Consider the following 22,427-nt stretch of genomic DNA (forward strand, 5'->3'; position numbering starts at 1 on the left):
CCTGTTTTTCGATGTTGATTGGCGATGAGAAGGTCGTTAAACGATCGGTTTCTTGGAACGAAACATCGGCCGCGTTACGGGATAACGACCGCATGGCGGGAACTCTCTCGCATTTTCCCCTTATTTTCGTTACAATTAATACCGACATAACGGCAGAAGCCGCGACAAAATAAGGACGGATGCAATATGGCCATAACGGAAACGGATACACGTTCGCCGCTGATCTGGAGTGACAAGCGGTTTCATACATGGAACTACGAAATGAGAGAGACGTTCGGCACGAAGACCTTCAAGGTCATGCTGGACGCCGGATTCACATGCCCGAACCGGGACGGCTCTATCGCCGCGGGCGGATGCACGTTCTGCAGCACGAGAGGCTCGGGCGACTTCGCGGGCAGCAGGCGCGACGATCTCGTCACGCAATTCAATAGCGTCCGCGACCGCCAGCATCTGAAGTGGCCGGAAGCGAAGTATATCGGCTACTTTCAAGCCTATACGAATACGTACGCCCCTGTGGAGACGCTACGCGAATATTACGAAGTCATTCTCGAGCAGCCGGGCGTCGTAGGGTTGTCGATCGCGACTCGTCCGGATTGCTTGCCCGACGACGTCGTCGATTATTTGGCCGAGTTGAACGAGCGGACGTACTTGTGGGTCGAAATGGGCTTGCAGACGATCCACGAGTCGACGTCCGAGCTGATCAACCGCGCCCACGACACGGAGTGTTTCAGGGATGCGGTTCGGCGGCTACGAGCGCGAGGCATTCGCGTCTGCGCGCACATTATTCACGGCTTGCCGGGCGAGACAAGGGAAATGATGCTGGACACGGTACGGGCGGTAGCGGAGATGGACGTGCAAGGGATCAAGATCCACTTGCTCCATCTCATGCGCAAAACGCCGATGGTGCGCCAGTGGAACGCGGGGTTGCTGCGGTTCCTGGATCAGGACGAATACGTCCAGCTCGTCGTCGACTCACTCGAGCTGCTTCCGCCGGAGATGATCGTCCATCGGTTAACCGGAGACGCTCCGCGAGATTTGCTTATCGGACCGATGTGGAGCTTGCGCAAGTGGGAAGTGCTTAACGCGATAGACGCGGAGCTTGTTCGAAGGAATAGCTGGCAAGGCAAAGCTTGGCAAGGCCTCAAGGCCGAAGCGACGGAGGTGAATGCATGAGCGCGGGCTTCCTCTCCGTCTTAAGCCAAGCGCAGCGGTACGTGTCCGATCGCGCGCGGGTCGGCGAGCCCGTTATCGATGCGACCGCTGGCAACGGCGTAGATACGTTGTTTCTTGCCAGGCTTGTCGGATCGAACGGCAAAGTATTCGCCTTCGACGTTCAGGCGGCGGCGCTGGAACGGACGCGCGCCAGGTTATCGGTCGCCGCTTCCGCCGGAGATCGAATAGCCCCGGCGGAGTTGCTGCTCGCGGGGCACGAGGAAATGTCGGCCTTGATTCCGCCGGAATATCATGGCCGAATCGCCGCCGTCATGTTCAATCTGGGTTACTTGCCCGGCGCCGAAAAGAAGTTAGTTACGCAGCCCGATACGACGTTGATCGCCTTAGTCGCCGCCTTGCTTATGCTTCGCAGCGGAGGCGTGCTGACGATCGTCATTTATCCGGGCCACGAAGGCGGAGACGCCGAAGCGGAAGCGGTCGAGCACTGGGCGGAGACCATCCCTCCCTCGATCGGCCAATGCGTCATGTACCGGTTCCCGCAGAAGATTCAATCGCCCTATTTAATAGCAATCGTAAAGAAGTAGGTAGGATTAGGAGGGTCACTGGATATGGCTGTTCGCAAAATCGAGCATGTAGGCGTTATGGTTACTTCATTGGAACGTTCGATCGTCTTTTACGAGAACGTCGTCGGATTGACGTATTTGGAGACGCTGCTTCATACGAACGGCGTCATTCGGCTCGCGTTCCTCGCATTCCCGGGCTCGCACGATACCGAAGTCGAGTTGATCGAAGGGTATGACGGTGCATTGACCCGCGAAGGGCGCGTCCATCATATCGCGTTCACCGTCGATAACCTCGACGAAGAGTTCGCCCGCGTTCGCTCGCTTAACGTCGAAGGTTTGGACGAGAGCATTACGACGTTGCCGAACGGCAGCCGCTACTTCTTCTTTAGCGGACCGGACGGAGAAGCGTTAGAATTTTTCCAATCTACCCGAGGGGGCAATGAGTAGTCATGTCTAACGTTCAACCTTATCCGCTTCATTTTAAACCGGAATTCAAAGAGAGAGTATGGGGCGGTCGCGCGCTGGAGCGCTTCGGGTTCGAAGTGCCGCAAGGCGCGATCGGGGAAGGCTGGATGATCGCCGATCATCCGAACGGTATCTCCCACGTAACGAATGGCGCGCTAGCCGGCAAAGGGCTGGACGAAATTCGCGAGCTCGTGGGCGAAACGTGGTTCGGCGCCAAGGGCGCAACCGGCAACGGCCGGTTCCCGCTTCTAATTAAACTTCTCGATTGCAACGACGATCTGTCGATCCAAGTTCACCCTAACGACCACTACGATCGCTTGCCGAAGGGCGAGCTCGGAAAAACCGAAATGTGGTACGTGCTGGACGCCAAGCCAGGCGCCAAAATCATTTACGGACTCGAGCAAGGCGTCGACCGCGCGGCTTTGGCAACCGCGATCGAGGAAGGCCGCATCATGGAATGCCTGCAGGAAGTGTCGGTCAAAGCCGGCGATACGTTCTATATTCCCGCCGGCACCGTGCATGCGTTATGCGCGGGCGTCGTCGTCGCGGAAATCCAACAAAACTCGGATACGACCTACCGGTTATACGATTACAATCGTCCGGGCCTGGACGGCAAAATGCGCGAGCTTCACGTCGAGGATTCGTTGAACGTCATCGCGTACGAGGATTCCGGCGCGAGCCGCATGTCGACGGACGGCGCTAAGCCGGGCGAATGGCTTACTCTCGCCTCTTCCCCTTACTTCGTCACCGACAAAGGCATCGTCAACGGCGAATGGTCGCAGGCGACGAACGGCAACAGCTTCGTTATCGTTATCGTCTGCGAAGGCGCCGGCAGCATCGGTTGGAGCAACGGCGTCGTGGATGCGAGAGCGGGCGACTGCTTCCTGCTCCCTGCCAGCCTCGGACAATATTCGCTTAACGGCGAAATGACCGTTCTTCGCAGCCTGCTTCCTTAAAGGAATTCGACCGGATTTGTCGAAGAGATAAGCAGGAAGTCACAAGACATCGTTGTCGAAAGGACGGATTAACGTGCGTCAAAGAATAATTATGGCCGGCTTGGGAGCCTCCGTATGGGCCGTGTCTACGTTGTTTTTCCTGCTGCTGGGCGACTGGATTCTGCCTAGCGAAGGAGAGCGGCTCGGTTCGTCTCTGTTCCTGTTGTTATTGCTTACTTTCTTGCTTCTCATCGGCGCGGCCGTCTTCGTCAGGTTGCGCGTATTCCGCGAAAAAGGTTCGGCGACGCGGTTCGGTTACGTAGCGACCGTCATTGGTCTCGTGCTTAACTCGATCACGATATCGAATCGCGATTCCGTATTTCCTAAGTTCGACTCTTTCCAGCATCAATCGTTCACGGTATGGATGACGGCCGCTTATGCGTTAACGCTCATCGTGCCCGCAATCGTCGATCGCATGATCAAAGAGCCCGAGCATGCCGCGCATGCGGCGCCGCAAGAAGATATCGTGCCGAATGAATCGGTGCATTCCCCGCATCCGCATGCCGGGTCGCAGGAATAGGAAGGATCGCCGCGATGTCCGATAACCCGACTTCAACCGAGCAACACCGCCGCGAAGCGCCGAAGTCGGTTGCTTGCCGGATCATCACCGTATCCGATACGCGCACCCCGGAGACGGATACGAGCGGCCAGCTCATCCGGCTCTTGTTGGAAGAACGCGGCTATACGGTCGCGGGCTATGAGATCGTGCAAGACGATTACGAGGGGATTCGAGCGCTATTGCGCGAGGCCGCGGCGGATGCTGCCGTAGAAGCCGTGCTGCTGAACGGCGGCACCGGCATCGCGGGTCGGGACACGACGTACGAGGCGGTAAGCTCGGTGCTCGACAAGGAAATGCCCGGCTTCGGCGAAATCTTCCGCATGCTCAGCTTCACCGAGGATATCGGCTCGGCGGCGATCTTGTCCCGGGCGATCGCCGGCACGATCGGTAGCACCGCCGTATTCTCGATGCCCGGCTCGACCGGCGCGGTGCGGCTGGCGATGACGCGGCTCATCGTACCCGAGCTTGGGCACGTGATGCGAGAATTGTACAAGGATAAGTAAATAGCAGGCGCGGGGTGCACCAATTGCCCTGCGCCTTTTTTATATTGGAGTGGCTGTTGCTGCCATAGACACCCTCTTACTACGCCTAAATATCACTATTTATAATTAAACCATACGTAAAACTTGAATTTCACACATTAAATATAACTAAACCATACAAAACACCACTTTCTTATGATACTGTTGTTGACATAGACTACATAAACCATGGAGGAGATTATGTTGCGAAAGATTTGGTTATCCGTCCCTATGCTTGCCCTACTGTCAGCTTTGCTAGGAACTTCCGTTCATCCCGCTATCGCTACGGCCAAGTTGGTGTACGTGAAAGACGTGCGCCAAGTATTAACCTACGTTGAAACCGGAAACGCGGACGCTGGTTTCGTGTACAAAACCGATGCCCTCACTTCTAATAAGGTGAAAATCGCCCTCAAAATAGGGCCGGAAGTACATTCGCCAATCGTCTACCCTGCCGGCATCGTCAAAGAGACGAAACACTCCGACGAAGCCAAAGCATTCTATTCTTATCTCCAATCCAAGACAGCCAGCGACATCTTCGTGAAGTATGGCTTCACGCTGTCCTAAGCGTTGACTACATCTATGCTAGCTATCGATTGGTCCGTCTTCTTTGAGCCTATAACGCTTTCCATACAAATTTCCGTCATCGCAAGCGTGGTCGTGTTAGTGTTCGCGACGTATACCGCTTGGATCATGGCAAGAAAGAAATTTTTCGGCAAAAGCATTATAGATACTCTCTTATTGTTGCCACTGGTGTTGCCCCCGACGGTCATCGGGTTTATCCTGCTCATCCTTCTTGGACGCAGAAGCTGGATCGGAAAGGCGTACGAGTCGATCTTTGATGGACCTCTCGTATTTACGTGGATAGCCGCCGTCATTGCGGCGACCATCGTCGCTTTCCCGCTAGCCTATCGTTCCTTCCGGGCCGGATTCGAGAGCATTGATCCCGAGCTCGAAGCTTCCGCCAGGGTGCTTGGAGCTTCGGAGTGGCAAGTGCTAAGATATATCTCGATACCACTATCCATCCGTTCGTTGACTTCAGGCTATATTTTAGGGTTTTGCAGAGGCCTTGGTGAGTTCGGAGCGACGATAATGGTCGCGGGGAATATTCCGGGAAGAACGCAGACTATTCCGACCGCCATTTACATCGCCACGGACGGCGGCAGCATGACCATGGCATGGGCGTGGGTAACTGCCATGCTAGTCTTGTCGTTCCTGATGTTATTTCTAGTTAATCGGATTTCGAAGGACTAACGACGAACGCCGTATGTTACACTAAAACCAAATGGCGAACGATGATCCCTCATACGGAGGTATTAGATGTCGGAAGAAATGTCCTATACAACGGAAGAGATAGCGAAAATACTGAAGGTTTCCAAGCTTACCGTCTACGATTTGATCAAAAAAGGCGATCTGCGCTCTTACCGCGTAGGCAAGCAGATGAGAGTGGACGCCTCCGATCTCGAAGCTTATAAACAAAGAAGCAGGAGCAATTCCGCTCACGTATCGCAAGAGTCGCCTGCAACTCTTTTACCCGCATCGCCCGCCAACCCTGCTCAAGGAACTCGTCACATCGTCATAACCGGCCAAGATATGAGTCTAGACCTGCTAGCCAAGCATTTAGAACGAAGAACGACCGGCATAAGACCATTACGCTCCTATGCGGGAAGCCTCGACAGCTTGATTAGCATGTACCAAGGCCATTCGGACATCGTCAGCACGCATCTGCTCGACGGCGACACCGGGGAATACAACCTCTCTTATATTCGCAAGTTGCTTGTCGGCTTCTCGTATCGGGTCGTCAATTTGCTTTCAAGAAGAGCCGGTTTATATATCCATAAGGACAATCCGCTCCGGATCAACGACTGGTCCGATTTGAACCGACCCGGGCTGCGCTTCATTAACCGCGAGCGAGGATCCGGCGCGAGGGTACTTCTCGATGAACAGCTTCGCTTGCATGGGATCAAAACCGATCATTTGATCGGATATGATACGGAAGTTACCAATCACCTGGGAGTAGCGGCTAAAGTGGCTTCCGGACAAGCCGACGTCGGCGTAGGCATAGAGAACGTAGCCACTATGGTTGAAAATATCGCGTTCATTCCCTTGATTCAAGAACGCTATGATCTTGTCATGATCAAAAAAGCCGAAAATCAAGCCTGGATCGACAAGCTGATGCTCGTCCTCCAATCCGAAGACTTCAAACAAGAGCTCCGGGCGATCTCGGGATATGATCTCTCTCTCACCGGGCAACTGCTATACGAAACGTGAAAAGCGCGCCTAAGGGCGCGCTCAGCCTGTTGAAAAACCTTCAGCAGGCTTCTTTTATGTCTATTTTCTTTATAGCAGCCACTCCGATATAAAGGCCATCGCTTGGCGATTCTGATCGCCGGTAACCGTATGCCCGGAAAAAGGCGACGGCACGATGCGCTTGTCGCACGCCATCCGGTTATACGCCGCGTAGATCGTCTCCGGCATCGTCGTCGGATCCTTCAGACCGACGCTTACGAACAGCGGGATGCGGATGCGGTGCGCCAAATTCATATTATCGTAATAACTGAGCGTCTCCAGCACCGCATCTAGGTGCTCGGGGAACCGCTCGCAGAACGTCGCCGCTTCAGAGAGCGAGCTGCTCGAGTTCAGGATGCCGAAGTCCATTTGACACATGTTCGGAATGTGAGCGACGGCGATCGCAGGTTTGTCCGACAGCGCCGCCGCGATAAGCGCCAAACCGCCTCCTTGGCTGGCGCCTTGCGCGCATATACGCCCGGGGTCGACTTCCGGCTGCTCGCTCGCCCAGTCTAACGCCTTGATCGCATCGATCGTGATCGCCTTGTAGTAGCAGGTGTCGCGATGCAAGATCCCTTGCGTAATCCACCCTTTGGCCATGCCGTGATGCTGCGCGAGCAAGTTGCCCGTCTCTCCGTTCTGCCCGCGCACGTCGATCGCGAACACCGCTACGCCCATCAGCACGAAGGACGCATAATCTTCCGGGTACCCTCTGCTACCCGTGTATCCGTGATATAACACGACGCAGGGGACTTTCTCCCGCGTCTCCTCCGCCTTGCGAGGCACCAAGTACCAGCCGTGAATCGGCGTATCGTCGAAACCCTCGTAACTCACTTTATAGACGGACATATCGAAGAACGGCGTATCCACCCGCGTGCGCGTCGCGTTGAGCGGCTTGACTGCGAAAGAAGCGATCGTCTCGTCCCAATACGCTTCCAAATCCGGCCTGGCCGTTAACGGCGGCGACAGCCTCTCCAAATCTTCGATTCTTCTACCGATCGCGTTGCTGATCATACGGCTGAAATCCCCTCCCGCAACTAACTCTGCATTTCTAAGAATACTTTTATCATATCTCCGGCACACTTTGCTCACAATATTCATTTTGGCCTATACTTATTATGACTTTCGCAAGCCGGTTGATTTCTCTGTTATACTAAGTTTCTACCACACAATAGTCGAAGGTGACGTCTATGAGAGCGTTGTTAACCTCGTTCCGCAACTTTTCGCTCCAGCGCAAGATGTTGGCCTTAATCATTCCATTACTCATCATCACCGTCGGTATTACGGGGCTCTATGCCTATAATATCGCCTCCAGGGAAGTTATCGACAAAAACTATCGCACCCAGCTAAGCATAGCCGTCAAGACCAAAGACCAGCTCGACTATTTCGCCAATAGCACGCTCAGCTTCTCGAACTATTTGTTCTTGAATCAATCCGTTCAGGATATGGTCGCCGAAGGCAATACTACCGAGCAGCGCGAAGTCGTTCTCAAGACGCTGCTGCCCCTCTTAGTAACCGGGGAAACCATTCAATCCTTGCTCGTGTACCCTGCCGCTACGGGCAAAAACAGCACCGAACCTTTCGTCTTGACGTATACCGGGCTATCGAAAGCGATCGGCTACGATAAATTCAAAGAGACGTCCTACTTCAATAAGTACATCTACTCGCCGAACAATCAGGTGTGGGATATGCTCCGCCCTGACGACAAAGTGTTAGCCGGCGATACGCATTACAAGATCGTCCTGATCAAGCCCTATAGAAACTTAGTTACATACGACCGCAACGGCTTGCTCATCGTCGGCATGGACGCCGACCGGCTAAGCCGCAGCCTCTACCACGATCCGGTAGACGCGGTGCAGTGCATTCTCGACGTCAATGGAACGGTGCTCGCTTCTACCGACATGAGCTGGATCGGTAAGCCGATCACGGAGCTACCCTTCTTCGAGAAAGCCAGCGGCGGAGCGAAGAACGTCTCCCCGTACATGGCGCTCGATTTGCTTAAGCGCAACGACAAACTCATCATCTCCGACTCGATGTCGGACGTAACGGGATGGCATTCCGTCGTCATCCAAGACCGAAGCACGCTGCTACGCGAGCTCGATCATATCGGTTCTGCGACGCTGTCGATCATGCTTATCGTCTGCTTCGTCGCTATTTTCCTGTTCTGGGTTATCGCGCGCATCATTACGAATCCGCTGAAAAAGCTGACGCTCTCGATGAAGGCGCTTCAGAGCGGCGACTTCACGCAGCGGGTGCACTTCACCGGCAACGACGAAGTCGGACGCCTCGGGCATTTGTACAATACGATGGTCGGACGGATCAAGCTGCTCATCGACGACGTATACGCCTCCTCGCTCAAGCAACGGGAAGCCGAGCTTAAGGCACTGCAATCCCAGATCAATCCGCACTTCCTGTACAACACGTTGAATATGATCCAATGGACCGCCTTGAAGAAGGACGATCAGGAAATTTCCGAGATGGTCGTCGCGTTGTCTCAGGTGTTCCGGCTTAGCTTGAATAGCGGAAGAGATTTCGTGGAGCTGGAACACGAGATCGAGCTCGTCAGATATTACTTGTTCCTGCAGCAAAAACGTTATCCGGCGCGGCTTCACTTCGAAATCGAAATCGATCCGAGTCTAAAGCATTTCCAAATGCCGAAGCTGCTCCTTCAGCCGCTCGTCGAGAACGCGATTATTTACGCGATCGAACCGACCGAGGGTACCGGCAACATTCACATCCGCGCGGAACGGGAGACGGATGATTCGGAAGAGGAATGGGTCGTCCTGGAAGTGTCCGACAACGGTCCCGGCATTCCGGAAGAACGAATAAACGAATTAATGAAAGAAGCCAAGCCGACTCCTTCGAAAGTCGCGCAGACGCTCAATGCAACCCGGTCGGGCATGGCGCTGGCGAACATCAAAGAACGGCTGACGCTGTTCTACGAGCATGCCGAATTCGATATACAGAGCAAAGTAGGCATCGGAACTAGAGTACGCATTCGAATCCGGCAAAGAGGTGGAACGCATGGCATTAAAAATGGTCGTGGCTGAAGACGAAAAATCGTTCCGTGACGGTCTTGTATCGCTCGTCGATTGGAAGTTTTACGATATCGAGATCACCGGCATCGCAGAAAACGGCAGACAAGCGCTCGAGATGGTCAAGCGCGATAATCCGGATATTTTGCTGACCGATATACGCATGCCTTATATGAACGGCCTGGAGCTCATCCAAGAAGCGAAAGCCGTCGGCGCTAAGTTCCATGCCGTGTTGCTTACGGGCTATAACGAATTCGAATATGCCAGGGAAGCGATCAAGCTGGGCGTCTCCGATTATTTGCTCAAGCCATGCACGCCGCAGGATATCGTTCGCGTCATCGTGGAATTGAAACGGAAGATCGAGCATTCCGAGTCGGAGAAGCCTTTCGACGAAGAGATGAACCGAACATGGAACCGCAACATCCATCTGCTGAAAAATCAAATTCTTACCCAGTGGATTTTGCAGCCGCGAATGCCGCTCGAGAACCGCGCCATCGTCATGAGAGAGGTCGATATGACGCTCAAGCCGGAGTCGTTCGAGCTTGGGCTCATTCGCATGGATCTCGACGAGGGCCTGCAACCGTACGCCTCCAAGAGGGATTTGGAGCTGATTCGCTATGCCATACAGAATATCGCCGGCGAATCGCTCCACGCTATCTACGAGGGAATGCTGGAAGTGTTCCGCCATGGCGACGAGCTGCTATGGATTGGTAACCGTCAAGGCGGCGGTTCCTTCCCCCCGGAGCGTTACATTGAATCTCTCCAGCTTCTTAAAGACAACGTAGAGTCTCACTTGAAAATATCGATCAGCATCTCCATCAGCTCTCTGCACGCCACGGTGAACGATGCGCATTTGGCTTATCAAGAAACGCTCGAGGCAATGGAATCGCGCTTTTATCAAGGACGGGGCGGCATTTACTTGCATGCGGAGACGAATCGGCTGCAATCCGCATCGTCCTCGATTCTCGACGATGCGTATTTGCAGCAATGGGAGAAGGATCTTCTCGCCCACCTGCATAACGAGCAATACGGCGAGGCGGTAGACGGCATCGAAGCCGGCATGCGTTATTTGAGGGAACAAGCCGTTTACTCCCGAGCCGAGATCATCGTTCGGGTAACGAGCCTCATTCTCGAAATGCAAAAGGCGGCCAAAGAACGCGCGGTCTCGATCGAATGGCAAGACGGTACCGTCAACTGGATCGAACGGATGCCGGAGATGGAGACGCTCGACGAATGCGCGTCGATCCTGCATAAGCTCGTGCAAGGCTTCGCCGAGGCGGCGCTCAGCCGAAGGACGCTGCATCGCACGGTACAAGCGACGCTCGAGCTCATTAAAGCGAAATACAACACGAACCTTACGCTCGACTTTGCCGCCAAGGAAACGTACGTGAGCAACACTTATCTGAGCTCGCTGTTCAAGCAGGAGATGGGCGTAAACTTCCTCGATTACTTACATCAGTACCGGGTAGAACGAGCGAAGGAATTACTTCGCGAAAGCTACAAGGTGTACGCCGTAGCCAAGCTTGTCGGCTACCAGGAAGAGCGTCACTTCAGCGCGACGTTCAAGAAGTGGACCGGACTCACGCCGCGACAGTACCAGAAAAGCTATGTAGGGGAATAGAAGAAAAGCGCCAACGCTCGGCTTAATTAGCCTGACGTTGGCGCTTTTTTGTATTAACTGATTATGATTTCAAGATGTCCTCGATCCGCGCCAGCTCGTCCGCGGAGAAGTCGAGGCGATTCAGCATGCCGACGTTGTCGTCCAGCTGGCTGACGCGGCTTGCGCCGATCAGCACGCTCGTAACGCGGTCGCCGCGAAGCGTCCACGCGAGCGACATCTGCGCCAGCGTTTGCCCGCGGTCAGCCGCGAGATCGTTCAAGCGGCGGATCTTGTCTACTTTCTCCGCGGTCACTTGGCTCTCTTGCAAGAAACCGGTCTTGCTTGCCGCGCGGGAATCCGCAGGGATGCCTTTGATGTACTTATCGGTCAGCAACCCTTGCGCCAACGGCGAGAACACGATCGAGCCTACTCCGCCCTCCTCCAGCACGTCTTGAAGGCCGTCTTCGATCCAACGGTCGAACATGCTGTAGTTCGGTTGGTGAATGAGCAGCGGAGTGCCGAGACCTTTGAGGATATCGATCGCTTCCTTCGCCCGCGCCGGACGGTAGTTGGAAATGCCGGCGTATAGCGCTTTGCCCGAACGCACGATATGGTCGAGCGCAGCCATCGTCTCTTCGAGCGGCGTATCCGGATCCGGACGGTGATGATAGAAGATGTCGACGTAGTCAAGCCCCATCCGCTTCAAGCTTTGATCGAGGCTGGACACCAAATATTTGCGGGAGCCCCAGTCGCCGTAAGGACCGTTCCACATGTGATAGCCGGCTTTGGTGGAGATGATCAGTTCGTCGCGGTAAGGCTTCATATCGGTCGCGAGCATGCGTCCGAAGTTCTCTTCCGCCGAGCCTCCCGGAGGCCCGTAGTTGTTCGCGAGATCGAAGTGCGTGATGCCGAGGTCGAAGGCGCGGCGAACCATTGCGCGTCCGTTCTCGTAGTTGTCGACGCCTCCGAAGTTATGCCACAGGCCGAGCGATACGGCCGGCAGCTTAAGGCCGGAGCGCCCGACGCGGTTGTACTTCATCGTTGCGTAGCGATTAGAGTTAGCTTGATAAACCATGAGTGACAAGTCTCCTCTCGATTAGTGATGCGTTGCCGCCGCCAGACCGTCCGTCTGCGGCAGCGCGACGATTTCCGCCGGGCCTTCCTCGCCGGAATAGAGCACCGCGAGCAACGTCGGCCGCGAACGGTCGATTTCCCCTTGCCGCGTCCAAACGTCATAGTCGAACGGCACGCTGTCCAGCACGGCTTTCTTCTGCAGCTCCCGTTCCTCGACGCCAAGATGCTCCGCGAATTGCTTCATCCGCGCGGTCCAATCTTTCTTCTCCATCCGCTCTTCCCACCACGGCTTGCGCGGCTTGTACTTGTGCTGGGTGTAATAGTCGATCTTCAGCAAGCCCAGCGCGACTTCGGCGTCAAGACCCGGCGCGGCGTCGTGCTCCAAGAATGCCCACAACCGCGTGAACAGGTCCTCGAGCTGATGACCGATCCGGCTCCAGCCCTTGGACTCCCAGAAGTCGCCGAACGCTTGGAAGAAGTCGAACGGCGAAGGGTACGCCTGCTCGATTAGATATTCCATCGTCCGGTCCATCCGGTGCGCGTTCCAGAACTTCTCGAGCACGTCTTCTACCCGCTTGATCCTTACGATATCGGAAAACGACATTAGATCGTTGCGAAGCATTTCGTACGGCGCGCGTTCCATGTATACATACCCGAACTTGTCCGCGTCGTTGCGAAGCCCCGTTCCCCGCAGCATCTTGAGGAAGCCGAGCTGAAGCTCCTCCGGACGAAGCGCGAAAACGTCGTTGAACGTTTTACGGAACGTGTCGTAGTCCTCGTGAGGCAATCCGGCGATCAAGTCGAGATGCTGGTCGATTTTGCGGCTCTCCTTGATTTTCACGACCGTGCGCGTCAGCTTCGAGAAATTCTGGCGGCGTTGTACCGCGATATTCGTCACGTCGTTCGTCGATTGGACGCCGATCTCGAACCGGAATACGCCCGGAGGCGCATGCTCCGCAAGGAAGTCGAGCACTTCGGGACGCATGATGTCCGCCGTAATCTCGAACTGGAACACGCAGCCCCTGTGGTTGTCGATCAGGAATCGGAAAATTTCCATCGCGTATTCCCGCTTAATATTGAACGTGCGATCCACGAACTTGATTAGCTTCGCGCCGCTGTCGATCAAATAAGTAATCTCCGCCTTTACCCAATCCATATCGAAATACCGGACGCCGACTTCGATGCTCGACAAGCAAAATTGACAGCTGAACGGGCAGCCTCTGCTCGTCTCGAAGTACACGACGCGATTGCGCAAGGACGGAATATCTTCTTGGAAACGGTACGGTGAAGGAATCACGTTCAATTCCAGCTTCGGACGTCCCGGCGTGATGGCGACTTGACCCTTCCGGTCGCGATAGGCTAGACCGAAGACGAAATGGTATTTGCCCTCTCCCGCGATCTGCCGCAGCAAGTCCCGGAACGTCTCCTCGCCTTCGCCCATGACGATGAAATCGACCGCAGGCAGCCGGTTCATCCAAAACTCGGTGTCGTAGGACACTTCAGGTCCGCCTAGCATGATCTTCGCTTCCGGAAGCACCTTACGGAGCATGTCCACGACGACGATCGTCTCTTCGATGTTCCAGATATAGCACGAGAAGCCGATTACGTCCGGCTTGCGCGCGAATATATCCGCGACTATGCTCATCGCGGGGTCTTTGATCGTAAACTCGGCGATCTGCACGTCGAATTCGTCCTGGGCGAACGACTTCAAGTAGCGCAGCGCGAGGGAAGTATGAATGTATTTGGCGTTCAGCGTCGCAACGACGACGTTCATGGCGTTATCCTCTTTCTAAGTTCAGTCATCCCTTCTATTGTAACGGATTTCGGATGCACATGTAAAAAAAGAGACGACGCGGGAAAATCCCCTCGGTCGCCTCTCCTTATTTTACACGTCCAGTCCGCCGCTCTTGATGACGTCTTGGATGTAATAGTAGCTGTCTTTCGGATGACGCTCGAGCGTCTCGTAGTTCGTGTATACGATGCCGAACCGCTTGCGGTAGCCTTCCGCCCATTCGAAGTTGTCGAGCAACGACCACGCGTAGTAGCCCTTCAGCGGCACACCGGACTCGATCAGACGGTGGCATTGGATGAAGTGCTTGCGGAAGTACGTCGTGCGCTCCACGTCGTGCACGCGGTTGTCCGCGGTCAACGTATCGTCGTAGCAAGCACCGTTCTCGGTGACGTAGATCGGCGTGTCGCCGTATTCTTTGTGCGCCCACGAAAGCACGTTGTACAGCGCTTCAGGATAGACGTTCCAGTCCATGTACGTGCGGTCGAAGCCCACTTGCACTTCCTCGCAGTCGAACAAGCCTTCGTCCTTCTTGTAACGGCCGTAACCGCCGCTGTAGAAGTTAACGCCGATGAAGTCGATCTTCTGCGAGATCGTCTCCATGTCGCCCGGCAAAATCGGCACTACGCCGCCCTTAGCTTCGAACCATTCAACCAGCGCTTTCGGATAAGTGCCTTTGAAAGTCGGCTCCATGAACCACTCGTTGTTCCATGCGCGAAGGCGCCATGCCGCATCTTGGTCTTCTTGCTTCGTCGTGTAGCCTTCGAACCAGTACAGGTTGTGCGTCGTGCCGATCTCGCCGGAGGTGCCGAGCTTGCGGAATAGCTTAACCGTTTCGCCGTGCGCGACCATGCAATGATGGGCAACGGTAATGCCGAGCTGCAAGTCCTTGTTGCCTGGCGCGTGAATCCCCAGCGTGTTCGAGAGGAACGAGATGCACCACGTCTCGTTGAACGTGATGTATTGCTTGATTTTGCCTTCGAACGCTTTGAAAATAACTTCCGCATAGTTCACGAACGCGTCGATCGTATTGCGGTTCGCCCAGCCGCCTTTGTCTTGCAGCGCTTGCGGCAAGTCCCAGTGGTACAGCGTCGCGCAAGGCTCGATGCCCGCTTCGATGAGCGCGTCTACGACGCGTCTATAGTAATCCAAGCCTTTCTCGTTCAACTCACCGGTCCCGTTCGGGAAAATGCGCGGCCAAGCGATCGAGAAACGGTATGCTTTGACGCCTAGTTTTTTCAGTAGCGCGATGTCCTCTTCGTAACGGTGGTAGCTATCGCATGCGACATCCCCGTTATCTCCGTTATATACGGCGCCCGGTACGCGGGAGAACGTATCCCAGATCGACATGCCGCGGCCGTCTTCTTGGTAAGCTCCCTCGATTTGATAAGAAGCTGTTGCGGTACCCCATACGAAATCTTTAGGAAAATCTAAACGAGCCAACACAAATCCCTCCATTATCGTTTGTTGCATTCGTCTTAGGAAAACGATTTCTATCCTATTAATAATTCGATATTTCGCGTTTCATTCCTGCTGTGTGATTTTGGCGTGTTTGTATTAGATTTTGGCAGACGCGTCGCCTTGGCACAAACAGGAACTCGTACAGGTTTCCGCACGTTGACGCAGGTTATGCGGCTATAGGGAAGCAAACTTAGTCCGCTTGCAACGAACGCAGAAAAACAGGCCCGAGCCTCTCGCTCGGACCTGCATCCCTTTACTCTCTCTTACTTTTTACCGTGCGCCTTCAGCCACTCGTCGAGCTGCTTTTGCATTTCCGCGGTTTGCGTATCCACGCCCGCCTTCTTGAGAGCGTCGTGATATTTAGGGAATACTTTGGCCGGATCGACGGCACCGCTCTGCAAAGCCTTGCCGTATTGCTCGCTGACCGCGAACGTGTTCGCGCCTTCGGTTTTGTACGGCTCGTTGTTGTAGTTGAAGCCCGATACTTCCGGCATCTTCGCCGTTGCGTTCAAGTTCTTCGTTACTTCCCACGTATCCGGCGCTTGACCTTCCTTCAAGTAACCGATAAGCACGTTACCGAACACCCAGCCGAGGTCTTCCTTGTAGCCGCCGTCTTGATTGATCTTGATCATGTTGTCGCCGACCTTAGTGTAGTGCTTGCCTTCGATACCGAACGAGATCAGGTTGAACAAAGCCGGATCGGTTGACAGCAGCTCCAGGAATTTCATCGCCGCCTCCGGATGCTTCGAAGTCCGGCTGACCGATGTCATCGTCGGACGTACGCCCGTGAACTCAGGCTCGGTAATCCGTTTGTATACGACTTCGTTGCCGCCGAAGCGCTTCTGGTCTTCGACTTCGCCGCCTGGCTTCATCGTCGTGTTCCATTCGACCGCTACGTTGCCTTTTTGCAGCAAAGCCACGAGTTGATCGTCCTTCAACGTTGCCGCGTCTTTGTAGATATAGCCTGATTGATACCATCTGCGAACCATGTCAAGGAATGTTCTGTATTCCGGCTTGTCGATCGTATCGACGACTTTGTATGACGGATCGCCTAGCTTATAACCGAACTGCGAGTAGCCATATTCGCGGCCGAAGTCGAACATGTTGCTCGTCTTAGCGATCGGAATGATGTCCGGCTCGTTGTCGTGGATCGTCTTCAGGACAGGCTCGATGTCTTCGATCGTCTTGATCGCATCCAGATCGATGCCGTACTTGTCGACGAATCGTTTCTGAATGGCGAAGCCGTCAGACTTAGCTGCGACCTGCATATTAGGCACGGCATAGATTTTGTCGTCCACCTTCGTGTCGACCCATGCCACTTCAGGGATTGCCGCTTTCAAGTCCGGAGTAGCGTTAAGAAGATCGTCGAGCGGCAGCAGCGCGCCCTTCGATACTTTGTTGTCATAGTCGCCGCCGCCCCAGTTCGAAGTCCAGAGCAAGTCGAACTCTTCGTTCGCCGCCAGCATCGTATTGATCTTGTCCTTATATCCGGACTCGATCGTCGGCTTCAGATGTACCTTCACGTTGATCTTCGGCAGGATATACTCGTTGATCGCATCTTCGACTTCCTGCTGATCGGCCGGTACGTTCCATACGATGTAATAGTACGAAATTTCCGTAGGCGGTTCCGGAGCTTTGGAAGGTTCCGGCGTTGCAGTCTCCGTCGCAGCAGGCGTCGTCGCGGAAGGCGACGCGGACGAGGCTTCAGGCTCGTTGTTATTTTTGCTGCACCCGGCAAGTACGAATAAGACCATGACGCATATTGCCAACACGCTAAAGCTTAATTTTCTGAAAGCTTTCATTTGGTTGACCTCCTTGGTCAGTCGTTTTTATATATCTCTAACTATTACCGGGTATGAACACATTCGAGGTGACCCCCCTATGTTCCTACCAGACGGGAATAGAAGAAATCGAATTTTGTCGTCGCCCGTCATCCCTTGAGCGAGCCGACCGTAAGTCCTTTGACGAAATATTTTTGGAAAAACGGGAAGATGAACACCATCGGTCCGCCAGCCAATATCGCCATCGCCATCCGCGCCGACAACGTCGGCAAGTTGCTAATGTCCACGCCGAATTGATGGACGAAGTCGCTGTTGCTCGTCAGAAACTCGAGGTTATTGAGCATTCGGACAAGCAGTAGTTGAATCGGAATGAGCTTCTCGTTGTCGATGTAGAGCAACGACGGGAACCACGAGTTCCAGAATCCGAAGGAGATGAATAAGCCGAGCGTCGCGAGAGCGGGCGTCGATAGCGGCAAGATAATATAGATGAAGATGCGAATTTCTCGTGCTCCGTCAATCTTGGCCGACTCGATGATCTCGAACGGCATCTTCGACAGGAAGCCCTTCATGACCATGATATAGAACGGGGAAACCAGGAATGGCACGATGAGCGCCCAGAGCGTGTTGGTCAAGTGCAAGTACTGAGTAATCAAAATATAAGAAGGCACGAGTCCTCCGTTAAACAACATCGTGAAGAAGATGAAGAACGTCGCGGGCGACCGGTAGCGGAAATCCCTGCGGGAAATTACGTACCCGAGCATCGCCGTTACGAGTAAGCTGAGCACCGTCCCGACGACGGTAATGAAGATCGTCACCCCGTAGGCCCTGACGAGCAGCATCGGCGCCTTGAAAATGTATTCATACGCTTTCAGAGACAAGTCGGCGGGAATGAAGCGGTAGCCATGGTCGACGATCGACGAATCTGCCGTGAACGAGATCGAGATGACGAGCACGAACGGTAAGATCATGGACAACGTTACGAGTATGAATAGGAGATGGATCAGCGCTTTAGTAATGGACATTCGTTTCCATCTGACGGGCTTGCGCATCGGCGCCGCGAGCGGCTCGGATACGTTCATGTCGGTCCCTCCTTATGCGTCGGTTTTCGAATAGATTAGAATAGTGAATTTTCCTCGCTTACTTTGCGAACGACGGTATTGGCAACGACGACGAGCACCAGTCCGACCGCCGATTGATACAACCCGATCGCCGTAGACATTCCGATGTCCCCGTGGACGCGAAGCGCCCGATATACGTACGTGTCGATAATATCCGTCGTCGGAAAAGTCATCCCGTTCTCGTTCGGAAGGAAGTAATGCAATCCGAAGTCCCCGACGAAAATATGGCCGATCGCCAAAATGAGCAGCACGACGATAAGCGTGGAGAGCATCGGCAAGGTGATCCGCGTCGCCATTTGCCACCGGGACGCGCCGTCTATTTTGGCGGCCTCGTAATACTCCTGGTTGATGCCCATGATGCCGGCGAAGTAGACGAGCGTAGAAAATCCGATGTTCTTCCATAAGTAGGCGCTGACGAGAATGTAGGGCCATGGCTTCGACTCCAAATACCACATGTGCGTTTCGAGACCGAGCGTCTCCAATATCCGATTCAGATAGCCGTTCGAGCTGTCCAGCATCGCGAGCGCCAAGTAGCTAACGACGACCCAGGACAGACAGTAGGGAATGAACATCGCCGTCTGGTGAATTCTTAACCACTTTTTGCCGAGCTCGTTCATAAGGATTGCGAAGAACAGTCCGATAACCGTCGTCAGGATCATGTACAGCAATCCGTAACCGACCGTGTTGCGGGTGACGAGCCACGCGTTATCCGATATGAAGAAAAACTTGAAGTTGTCGAACCCGACCCAATCGCTTCCCCAGAACCCTTTGTCGTAACGGTAATCTTTGAACGCCAGCACCGTGCCGAACATCGGCAAGTAAGAGAATATAAGGACGAGCAGCGCCCCGGGTGTAAGCAACATTAGCAGCTCCGCGTTCTTCTTTAGATAGAACCATTCGGAACGGCGCTTCGTCGGCTTCAACGGATAGGCGGATCGTGCCTCCGCGGCGGTCGATTCGTAGTTGGGCGAGTTTGGCATCGTTGTACCTCCGTTGTTGTGCTTTGTAATTCCATGACCCCATCATGGCAAATCCCCCGCGTTCGGACTACTGTGCGATCGTTCGAAGGGTCGATTTCGGACTATGCATTTTGCGATTTCATGTATATAGAACTGAAATCGGGCTGTGCGGACGCGGGAATGTAGGCATTCTAGCGACTAAACAAGCTGGTGGGGCGGGGTGTGCGGGGCGTGCGTGCGTTCCCGCTTCCGCGATTGGCGGCGGACGCCACGGCTCTTATTAGCTGAATAAACGCAATATTGACGCGATTAGCGGACAGGATAGGCGTTATTGTCGCTCGCAATCGGCATTTGGGCTTGTTTTTTCAAGAATAAGGGCTACGGTGTCAAGTGATTGTGGAAAATAGCGCGAAACTCCTTAATTAGCGTCATTCTTGTCCGCGGATAAATAAGTACCATGGCCCCTGGCCGCTTGATTGAAAGCAAAAAACCTCCAATCCCATCCGCGAAGATGGTTTTGGAGGTTTCGATGGTTCGGATGGTTCGGATGGTTCGGATGGTTCGGATGGTTCGGATGGTTCGGATGGTTCGGATGGTTCGATGGTTCGGATGGTTCGGATGGTTCGGATGGTTCGATGGTTTGACGTTTCCCAGCGTTGAGCTTGCCGCGTTTAGCCGATGTTTCTTTTCAAGCGGTATTCCTTCGGCGTGACGCCGTATCTTTTCTTGAACAGTTTGAAAAACGTGCTTTCGTTCAAATAGCCGACGAGCTCCATGATCTCCTTGATGGTGAAGCTCTTCGTCTCCAGAAAATCGCGCGCGTGGCGCAGCCTGACCTCGTTAATATATTCCGCCACCGATACGAGCTCGCTCATCTTGAATATACGACCGACGTAGGCCGGTGTCATTCTTAAAGTCGAAGCGATGCCCTGCAGGCTAATGTTCATGTCGCTGTAGTTCGCGTCGACGATTTCTTTGATCGCGTCGATCAGCACGGCGTTCTTGTCTTGTTCCGAATTGCGCATCTTCTCGTGAAGCTCACCGCACACCCGCAACAGCAGCTCCTTAACTTCCAGAAGCGTCTCTTGCTCCAGCACTTGGCGGCTCAACGCGCCTAGATCGAGCGGAATCGATACGACACGATTTTGGTTCATTTCCCGAAGGGTCGTCTTGATCAGGTCGACGAGATGCAAAATACCGTGAAGGATATGATCGTAGTGGCATGCCGCCAAGCGGTCCACCATGCCTTCGACGGACGACTGCATCGTCTCCAGGTCGTTCGTGCGAATCGCCTCTATAAGCTTCTTCTCGTGCTCCGGAGGGAAGCTCATCTCTCCGCCTGACAGATTCGGCTTGACCTTGGCCGGCGTAATGATCGACTTACAGCCGAATACGAGCTTATACATCGCCCCTTGCTGTGCCAATCCGTATTGCTCCGTTATTCGCTTGTGATGATCCATCCATTCGCTTGTCGTAGCGGTCAAAGAGAGCTTGTAGTATTGCTCCACGATGTCTTGGATTTTGCCGATGAGGAGAAGCAGTTCTTCTCCGTCGTCCTCCGGCAGGCGATCCGCGCTTACTAGCATGACCAGGTGATCGCTTCTCATATCGGCCGTCTCGCAGCGGTAACGGCTCGGGGCGAGAATCTCCTCGGCGATGTTGGACACCGCGAAAGCATGAAGCTTGCGTTCGCCGTCGCTTGTTCTTGCCAAATACGCCGTATAGCGATCGATCTTCAGTAGCACGAGCAGGTACGGCCCTTCAGGTGCGATACGAAGCCCGTTGTGCGCGATGCAATTGCGGAAGTCTTCGCCCCCGTAAGATTCGCTGCTCGTAATGATCGACCGCAGATGGTAATTCCGGACGATGTTCCGCTGCTTATCTTGTTCGTTCGTGGCGACGTCCAGCTTCTTGGCCAAATCCGAGTACACGTTCGTTACGTACGTTAACTCGTCTTTGCCTCGATTAACCCCTTCCGTTATGACCCCTCCTGCTTGCTCGCGGATTCTGCGGAGCATCGCCTCGATCGGCTTATACAGCTTGTGGGAGATCAAAAACGAGAGCGCGATCGCCAGCAAGACGAAGAATACGATAACGTAGACGGAAGTGATTCTCATCTTGTAAATGCCGCCCAACACCGCATTATACGGTTGGACGCTGATAACTTTCCAGTTCCCGACTCCCATCTCCATATAGGAGACCATATATTTATCCGATCCGTCGAACGATCGCGTGAACACGCCGAAGCTCGAACCGGAGCGCGTTTGATCCTTTCTCAACGCATCCGCCAGACCGTCCAACTTCGGAAGCGTCTCGCCTCCGCCCGAATTAATGATCGTACCCGCGTCGTCCATGATGAATAGCTCGGACACTCCCGGTACCGCCAAGTCGTTAACGACTTTCAAGTTGTCGAAAATCCACTCCGGCTTCACGTTAACCACGATCGCGCTCTCGCCGTGGTTACGCTCGCGGAACGTTTCGTATATAACTAGCGAGAATACGTCTACCGCGTTCGCTTTGCCGCTGAAGTTCATTGGCAGCAGCTGCATCTGGGGAAGCTTCTCTTCCCGCTTGAGCAGCTCGACGATTTTGGGAACCATGAAGTCGTCTTTCATCTGGTCGGCCATGCTGCCTACGGCGTACGCTTTGTCTTGCCGCCCGTTGTAGACGAGAATGGAATGCAGGAACGACGAAGAGTCCAGCTCCTTGTTCAGCAAGCGGACCGAATTTATGATATCGATATCGTCGTAAGCCTGATTAGCCGTAATCGGCGCAAAAATGAGCTCATCGTTGTAGAGAGACAGTATGGTGTTCTTAATGATTTCCTGCATAAAAGTAACGTTATGGTTAATCTGGCTCATAACCTTGCGGTTAGAGTCCTTCTGCATCTGAATCACCCGCTTCTCGGCGCTATAATGCACCACCGCGGAAGACAGGAACAGAACGATGACCATAATGAACGAGACGGACAATAAAATGCGAAGCAGGTACTTTCTCGATTTATAGCCTTGCAGCACTCTCATCGAAGAACACCTTCTTATGGCTTCT

Annotated in this window: 18 protein-coding genes and 1 pseudogene; 11 read left to right on the top strand and 8 right to left on the bottom strand. The window is 54.1% G+C overall.

All coding sequences use genetic code 11. From position 1 onward, the window contains the following. Positions 1-186: 186 nt before the first annotated feature. From mnmL to ACFPQ4_RS04255, 9 genes and pseudogenes are all read left to right on the top strand, one after another. Complete coding sequence (mnmL, locus tag ACFPQ4_RS04215; RefSeq protein ID WP_378110504.1) at positions 187-1,173, top strand: tRNA modification radical SAM protein MnmL/YtqA; 987 nt, start codon at positions 187-189, stop codon at positions 1,171-1,173. Beyond that, entirely contained in the window at positions 1,170-1,757 is a 588-nt protein-coding gene (gene mnmM, locus ACFPQ4_RS04220) for a tRNA 5-(aminomethyl)-2-thiouridylate-methyltransferase MnmM (RefSeq protein ID WP_378110505.1), read from the top strand. The genes mnmL and mnmM overlap by 4 nt, the downstream gene beginning before the upstream one ends. Before the next feature lie 24 nt (positions 1,758-1,781). Beyond that, positions 1,782-2,183, top strand: coding sequence for a VOC family protein (locus tag ACFPQ4_RS04225; RefSeq protein ID WP_378110506.1), 402 nt, complete (start codon positions 1,782-1,784; stop codon positions 2,181-2,183). A 2-nt stretch (positions 2,184-2,185) separates the two neighbouring features. Next, positions 2,186-3,157 (top strand): type I phosphomannose isomerase catalytic subunit, encoded by a 972-nt coding sequence (locus tag ACFPQ4_RS04230; RefSeq protein ID WP_378110507.1) that lies wholly within the window; start codon positions 2,186-2,188, stop codon positions 3,155-3,157. Positions 3,158-3,230: 73 nt separating this feature from the next. Then, positions 3,231-3,716, top strand: coding sequence for a hypothetical protein (locus tag ACFPQ4_RS04235; RefSeq protein WP_378110508.1), 486 nt, complete (start codon positions 3,231-3,233; stop codon positions 3,714-3,716). Between the two features lie 14 nt (positions 3,717-3,730). Then, positions 3,731-4,258 carry a MogA/MoaB family molybdenum cofactor biosynthesis protein gene (locus ACFPQ4_RS04240; protein ID WP_378110509.1) on the top strand — a complete coding sequence of 176 codons (528 nt, stop codon included), beginning with the start codon at positions 3,731-3,733 and terminating at the stop codon, positions 4,256-4,258. Positions 4,259-4,567: 309 nt separating this feature from the next. After that, positions 4,568-4,840, top strand: a pseudogene (modA, locus tag ACFPQ4_RS04245) (molybdate ABC transporter substrate-binding protein); the annotation flags it as partial. Between the two features lie 15 nt (positions 4,841-4,855). Then, the gene (modB, locus tag ACFPQ4_RS04250; protein ID WP_378110510.1) at positions 4,856-5,527 is read left to right on the top strand and encodes a molybdate ABC transporter permease subunit; all 672 of its coding nucleotides are present in this window, start codon (positions 4,856-4,858) and stop codon (positions 5,525-5,527) included. Positions 5,528-5,593: 66 nt separating this feature from the next. Further along, on the top strand, positions 5,594-6,544 hold the full coding sequence (locus ACFPQ4_RS04255; RefSeq protein WP_378110511.1) for a substrate-binding domain-containing protein: 951 nt from the start codon (positions 5,594-5,596) through the stop codon (positions 6,542-6,544). A 69-nt stretch (positions 6,545-6,613) separates the two neighbouring features. On the opposite strand, the gene ACFPQ4_RS04260 is transcribed toward ACFPQ4_RS04255, so the two are convergent. Next, positions 6,614-7,576 (bottom strand): acetylxylan esterase, encoded by a 963-nt coding sequence (locus ACFPQ4_RS04260; RefSeq protein ID WP_378110512.1) that lies wholly within the window; start codon positions 7,574-7,576, stop codon positions 6,614-6,616. A 176-nt stretch (positions 7,577-7,752) separates the two neighbouring features. On the opposite strand from ACFPQ4_RS04260, the gene ACFPQ4_RS04265 reads away from it, so the two are divergent. Together ACFPQ4_RS04265 and ACFPQ4_RS04270 are read left to right on the top strand one after the other, a co-directional pair. Continuing rightward, complete coding sequence (locus ACFPQ4_RS04265) at positions 7,753-9,612, top strand: sensor histidine kinase (protein ID WP_378110513.1); 1,860 nt, start codon at positions 7,753-7,755, stop codon at positions 9,610-9,612. Beyond that, the gene (locus ACFPQ4_RS04270; protein WP_378110515.1) at positions 9,587-11,218 is read left to right on the top strand and encodes a response regulator transcription factor; all 1,632 of its coding nucleotides are present in this window, start codon (positions 9,587-9,589) and stop codon (positions 11,216-11,218) included. Before ACFPQ4_RS04265 ends, ACFPQ4_RS04270 begins: the two co-directional genes overlap by 26 nt. Before the next feature lie 61 nt (positions 11,219-11,279). Here ACFPQ4_RS04270 and mgrA read toward each other — a convergent pair whose 3' ends face one another. The 7 genes from mgrA to ACFPQ4_RS04305 form a co-directional block, all read right to left on the bottom strand. Then, the gene (gene mgrA / locus ACFPQ4_RS04275; RefSeq protein ID WP_378110516.1) at positions 11,280-12,272 is read right to left on the bottom strand and encodes an L-glyceraldehyde 3-phosphate reductase; all 993 of its coding nucleotides are present in this window, start codon (positions 12,270-12,272) and stop codon (positions 11,280-11,282) included. Positions 12,273-12,293: 21 nt separating this feature from the next. Further along, a complete protein-coding gene (locus ACFPQ4_RS04280; RefSeq protein WP_378110517.1) occupies positions 12,294-14,045 on the bottom strand; it encodes a B12-binding domain-containing radical SAM protein in 1,752 nt (583 codons plus the stop codon). Positions 14,046-14,156: 111 nt separating this feature from the next. After that, positions 14,157-15,503: a GH1 family beta-glucosidase gene (locus ACFPQ4_RS04285; protein WP_378110518.1), complete on the bottom strand. Its 1,347-nt coding sequence runs from the start codon at positions 15,501-15,503 to the stop codon at positions 14,157-14,159. Between the two features lie 281 nt (positions 15,504-15,784). Beyond that, positions 15,785-17,323: an ABC transporter substrate-binding protein gene (locus ACFPQ4_RS04290; RefSeq protein ID WP_378110519.1), complete on the bottom strand. Its 1,539-nt coding sequence runs from the start codon at positions 17,321-17,323 to the stop codon at positions 15,785-15,787. Between the two features lie 128 nt (positions 17,324-17,451). Then, on the bottom strand, positions 17,452-18,381 hold the full coding sequence (locus tag ACFPQ4_RS04295) for a carbohydrate ABC transporter permease (RefSeq protein WP_378110520.1): 930 nt from the start codon (positions 18,379-18,381) through the stop codon (positions 17,452-17,454). 35 nt (positions 18,382-18,416) lie between these two features. Beyond that, positions 18,417-19,400: an ABC transporter permease gene (locus ACFPQ4_RS04300; RefSeq protein WP_378110521.1), complete on the bottom strand. Its 984-nt coding sequence runs from the start codon at positions 19,398-19,400 to the stop codon at positions 18,417-18,419. Between the two features lie 650 nt (positions 19,401-20,050). Continuing rightward, on the bottom strand, positions 20,051-22,402 hold the full coding sequence (locus tag ACFPQ4_RS04305) for a helix-turn-helix domain-containing protein (protein WP_378110522.1): 2,352 nt from the start codon (positions 22,400-22,402) through the stop codon (positions 20,051-20,053). Positions 22,403-22,427: the final 25 nt, after the last annotated feature.

Origin of the sequence: Cohnella yongneupensis, from assembly GCF_042655785.1 — a bacterium.
Lineage (GTDB): Bacteria > Bacillota > Bacilli > Paenibacillales > Paenibacillaceae > Cohnella > Cohnella yongneupensis.

What these genes read in the sequence shown, in the direction of transcription:
- mnmL (WP_378110504.1), top strand. Translation starts at nt 187, where the DNA reads ATGGCCATAACGGAAACGGATACACGTTCGCCGCTGATCTGGAGTGAC.
- mnmM (WP_378110505.1), top strand. Translation starts at nt 1,170, where the DNA reads ATGAGCGCGGGCTTCCTCTCCGTCTTAAGCCAAGCGCAGCGGTACGTG.
- ACFPQ4_RS04225 (WP_378110506.1), top strand. Translation starts at nt 1,782, where the DNA reads ATGGCTGTTCGCAAAATCGAGCATGTAGGCGTTATGGTTACTTCATTG.
- ACFPQ4_RS04230 (WP_378110507.1), top strand. Translation starts at nt 2,186, where the DNA reads ATGTCTAACGTTCAACCTTATCCGCTTCATTTTAAACCGGAATTCAAA.
- ACFPQ4_RS04240 (WP_378110509.1), top strand. Translation starts at nt 3,731, where the DNA reads ATGTCCGATAACCCGACTTCAACCGAGCAACACCGCCGCGAAGCGCCG.
- modB (WP_378110510.1), top strand. Translation starts at nt 4,856, where the DNA reads ATGCTAGCTATCGATTGGTCCGTCTTCTTTGAGCCTATAACGCTTTCC.
- ACFPQ4_RS04255 (WP_378110511.1), top strand. Translation starts at nt 5,594, where the DNA reads ATGTCGGAAGAAATGTCCTATACAACGGAAGAGATAGCGAAAATACTG.
- ACFPQ4_RS04260 (WP_378110512.1), bottom strand. Translation starts at nt 7,576, where the DNA reads ATGATCAGCAACGCGATCGGTAGAAGAATCGAAGATTTGGAGAGGCTG.
- ACFPQ4_RS04265 (WP_378110513.1), top strand. Translation starts at nt 7,753, where the DNA reads ATGAGAGCGTTGTTAACCTCGTTCCGCAACTTTTCGCTCCAGCGCAAG.
- ACFPQ4_RS04270 (WP_378110515.1), top strand. Translation starts at nt 9,587, where the DNA reads ATGGCATTAAAAATGGTCGTGGCTGAAGACGAAAAATCGTTCCGTGAC.
- mgrA (WP_378110516.1), bottom strand. Translation starts at nt 12,272, where the DNA reads ATGGTTTATCAAGCTAACTCTAATCGCTACGCAACGATGAAGTACAAC.
- ACFPQ4_RS04280 (WP_378110517.1), bottom strand. Translation starts at nt 14,045, where the DNA reads ATGAACGTCGTCGTTGCGACGCTGAACGCCAAATACATTCATACTTCC.
- ACFPQ4_RS04290 (WP_378110519.1), bottom strand. Translation starts at nt 17,323, where the DNA reads ATGAAAGCTTTCAGAAAATTAAGCTTTAGCGTGTTGGCAATATGCGTC.
- ACFPQ4_RS04295 (WP_378110520.1), bottom strand. Translation starts at nt 18,381, where the DNA reads ATGAACGTATCCGAGCCGCTCGCGGCGCCGATGCGCAAGCCCGTCAGA.
- ACFPQ4_RS04300 (WP_378110521.1), bottom strand. Translation starts at nt 19,400, where the DNA reads ATGCCAAACTCGCCCAACTACGAATCGACCGCCGCGGAGGCACGATCC.
- ACFPQ4_RS04305 (WP_378110522.1), bottom strand. Translation starts at nt 22,402, where the DNA reads ATGAGAGTGCTGCAAGGCTATAAATCGAGAAAGTACCTGCTTCGCATT.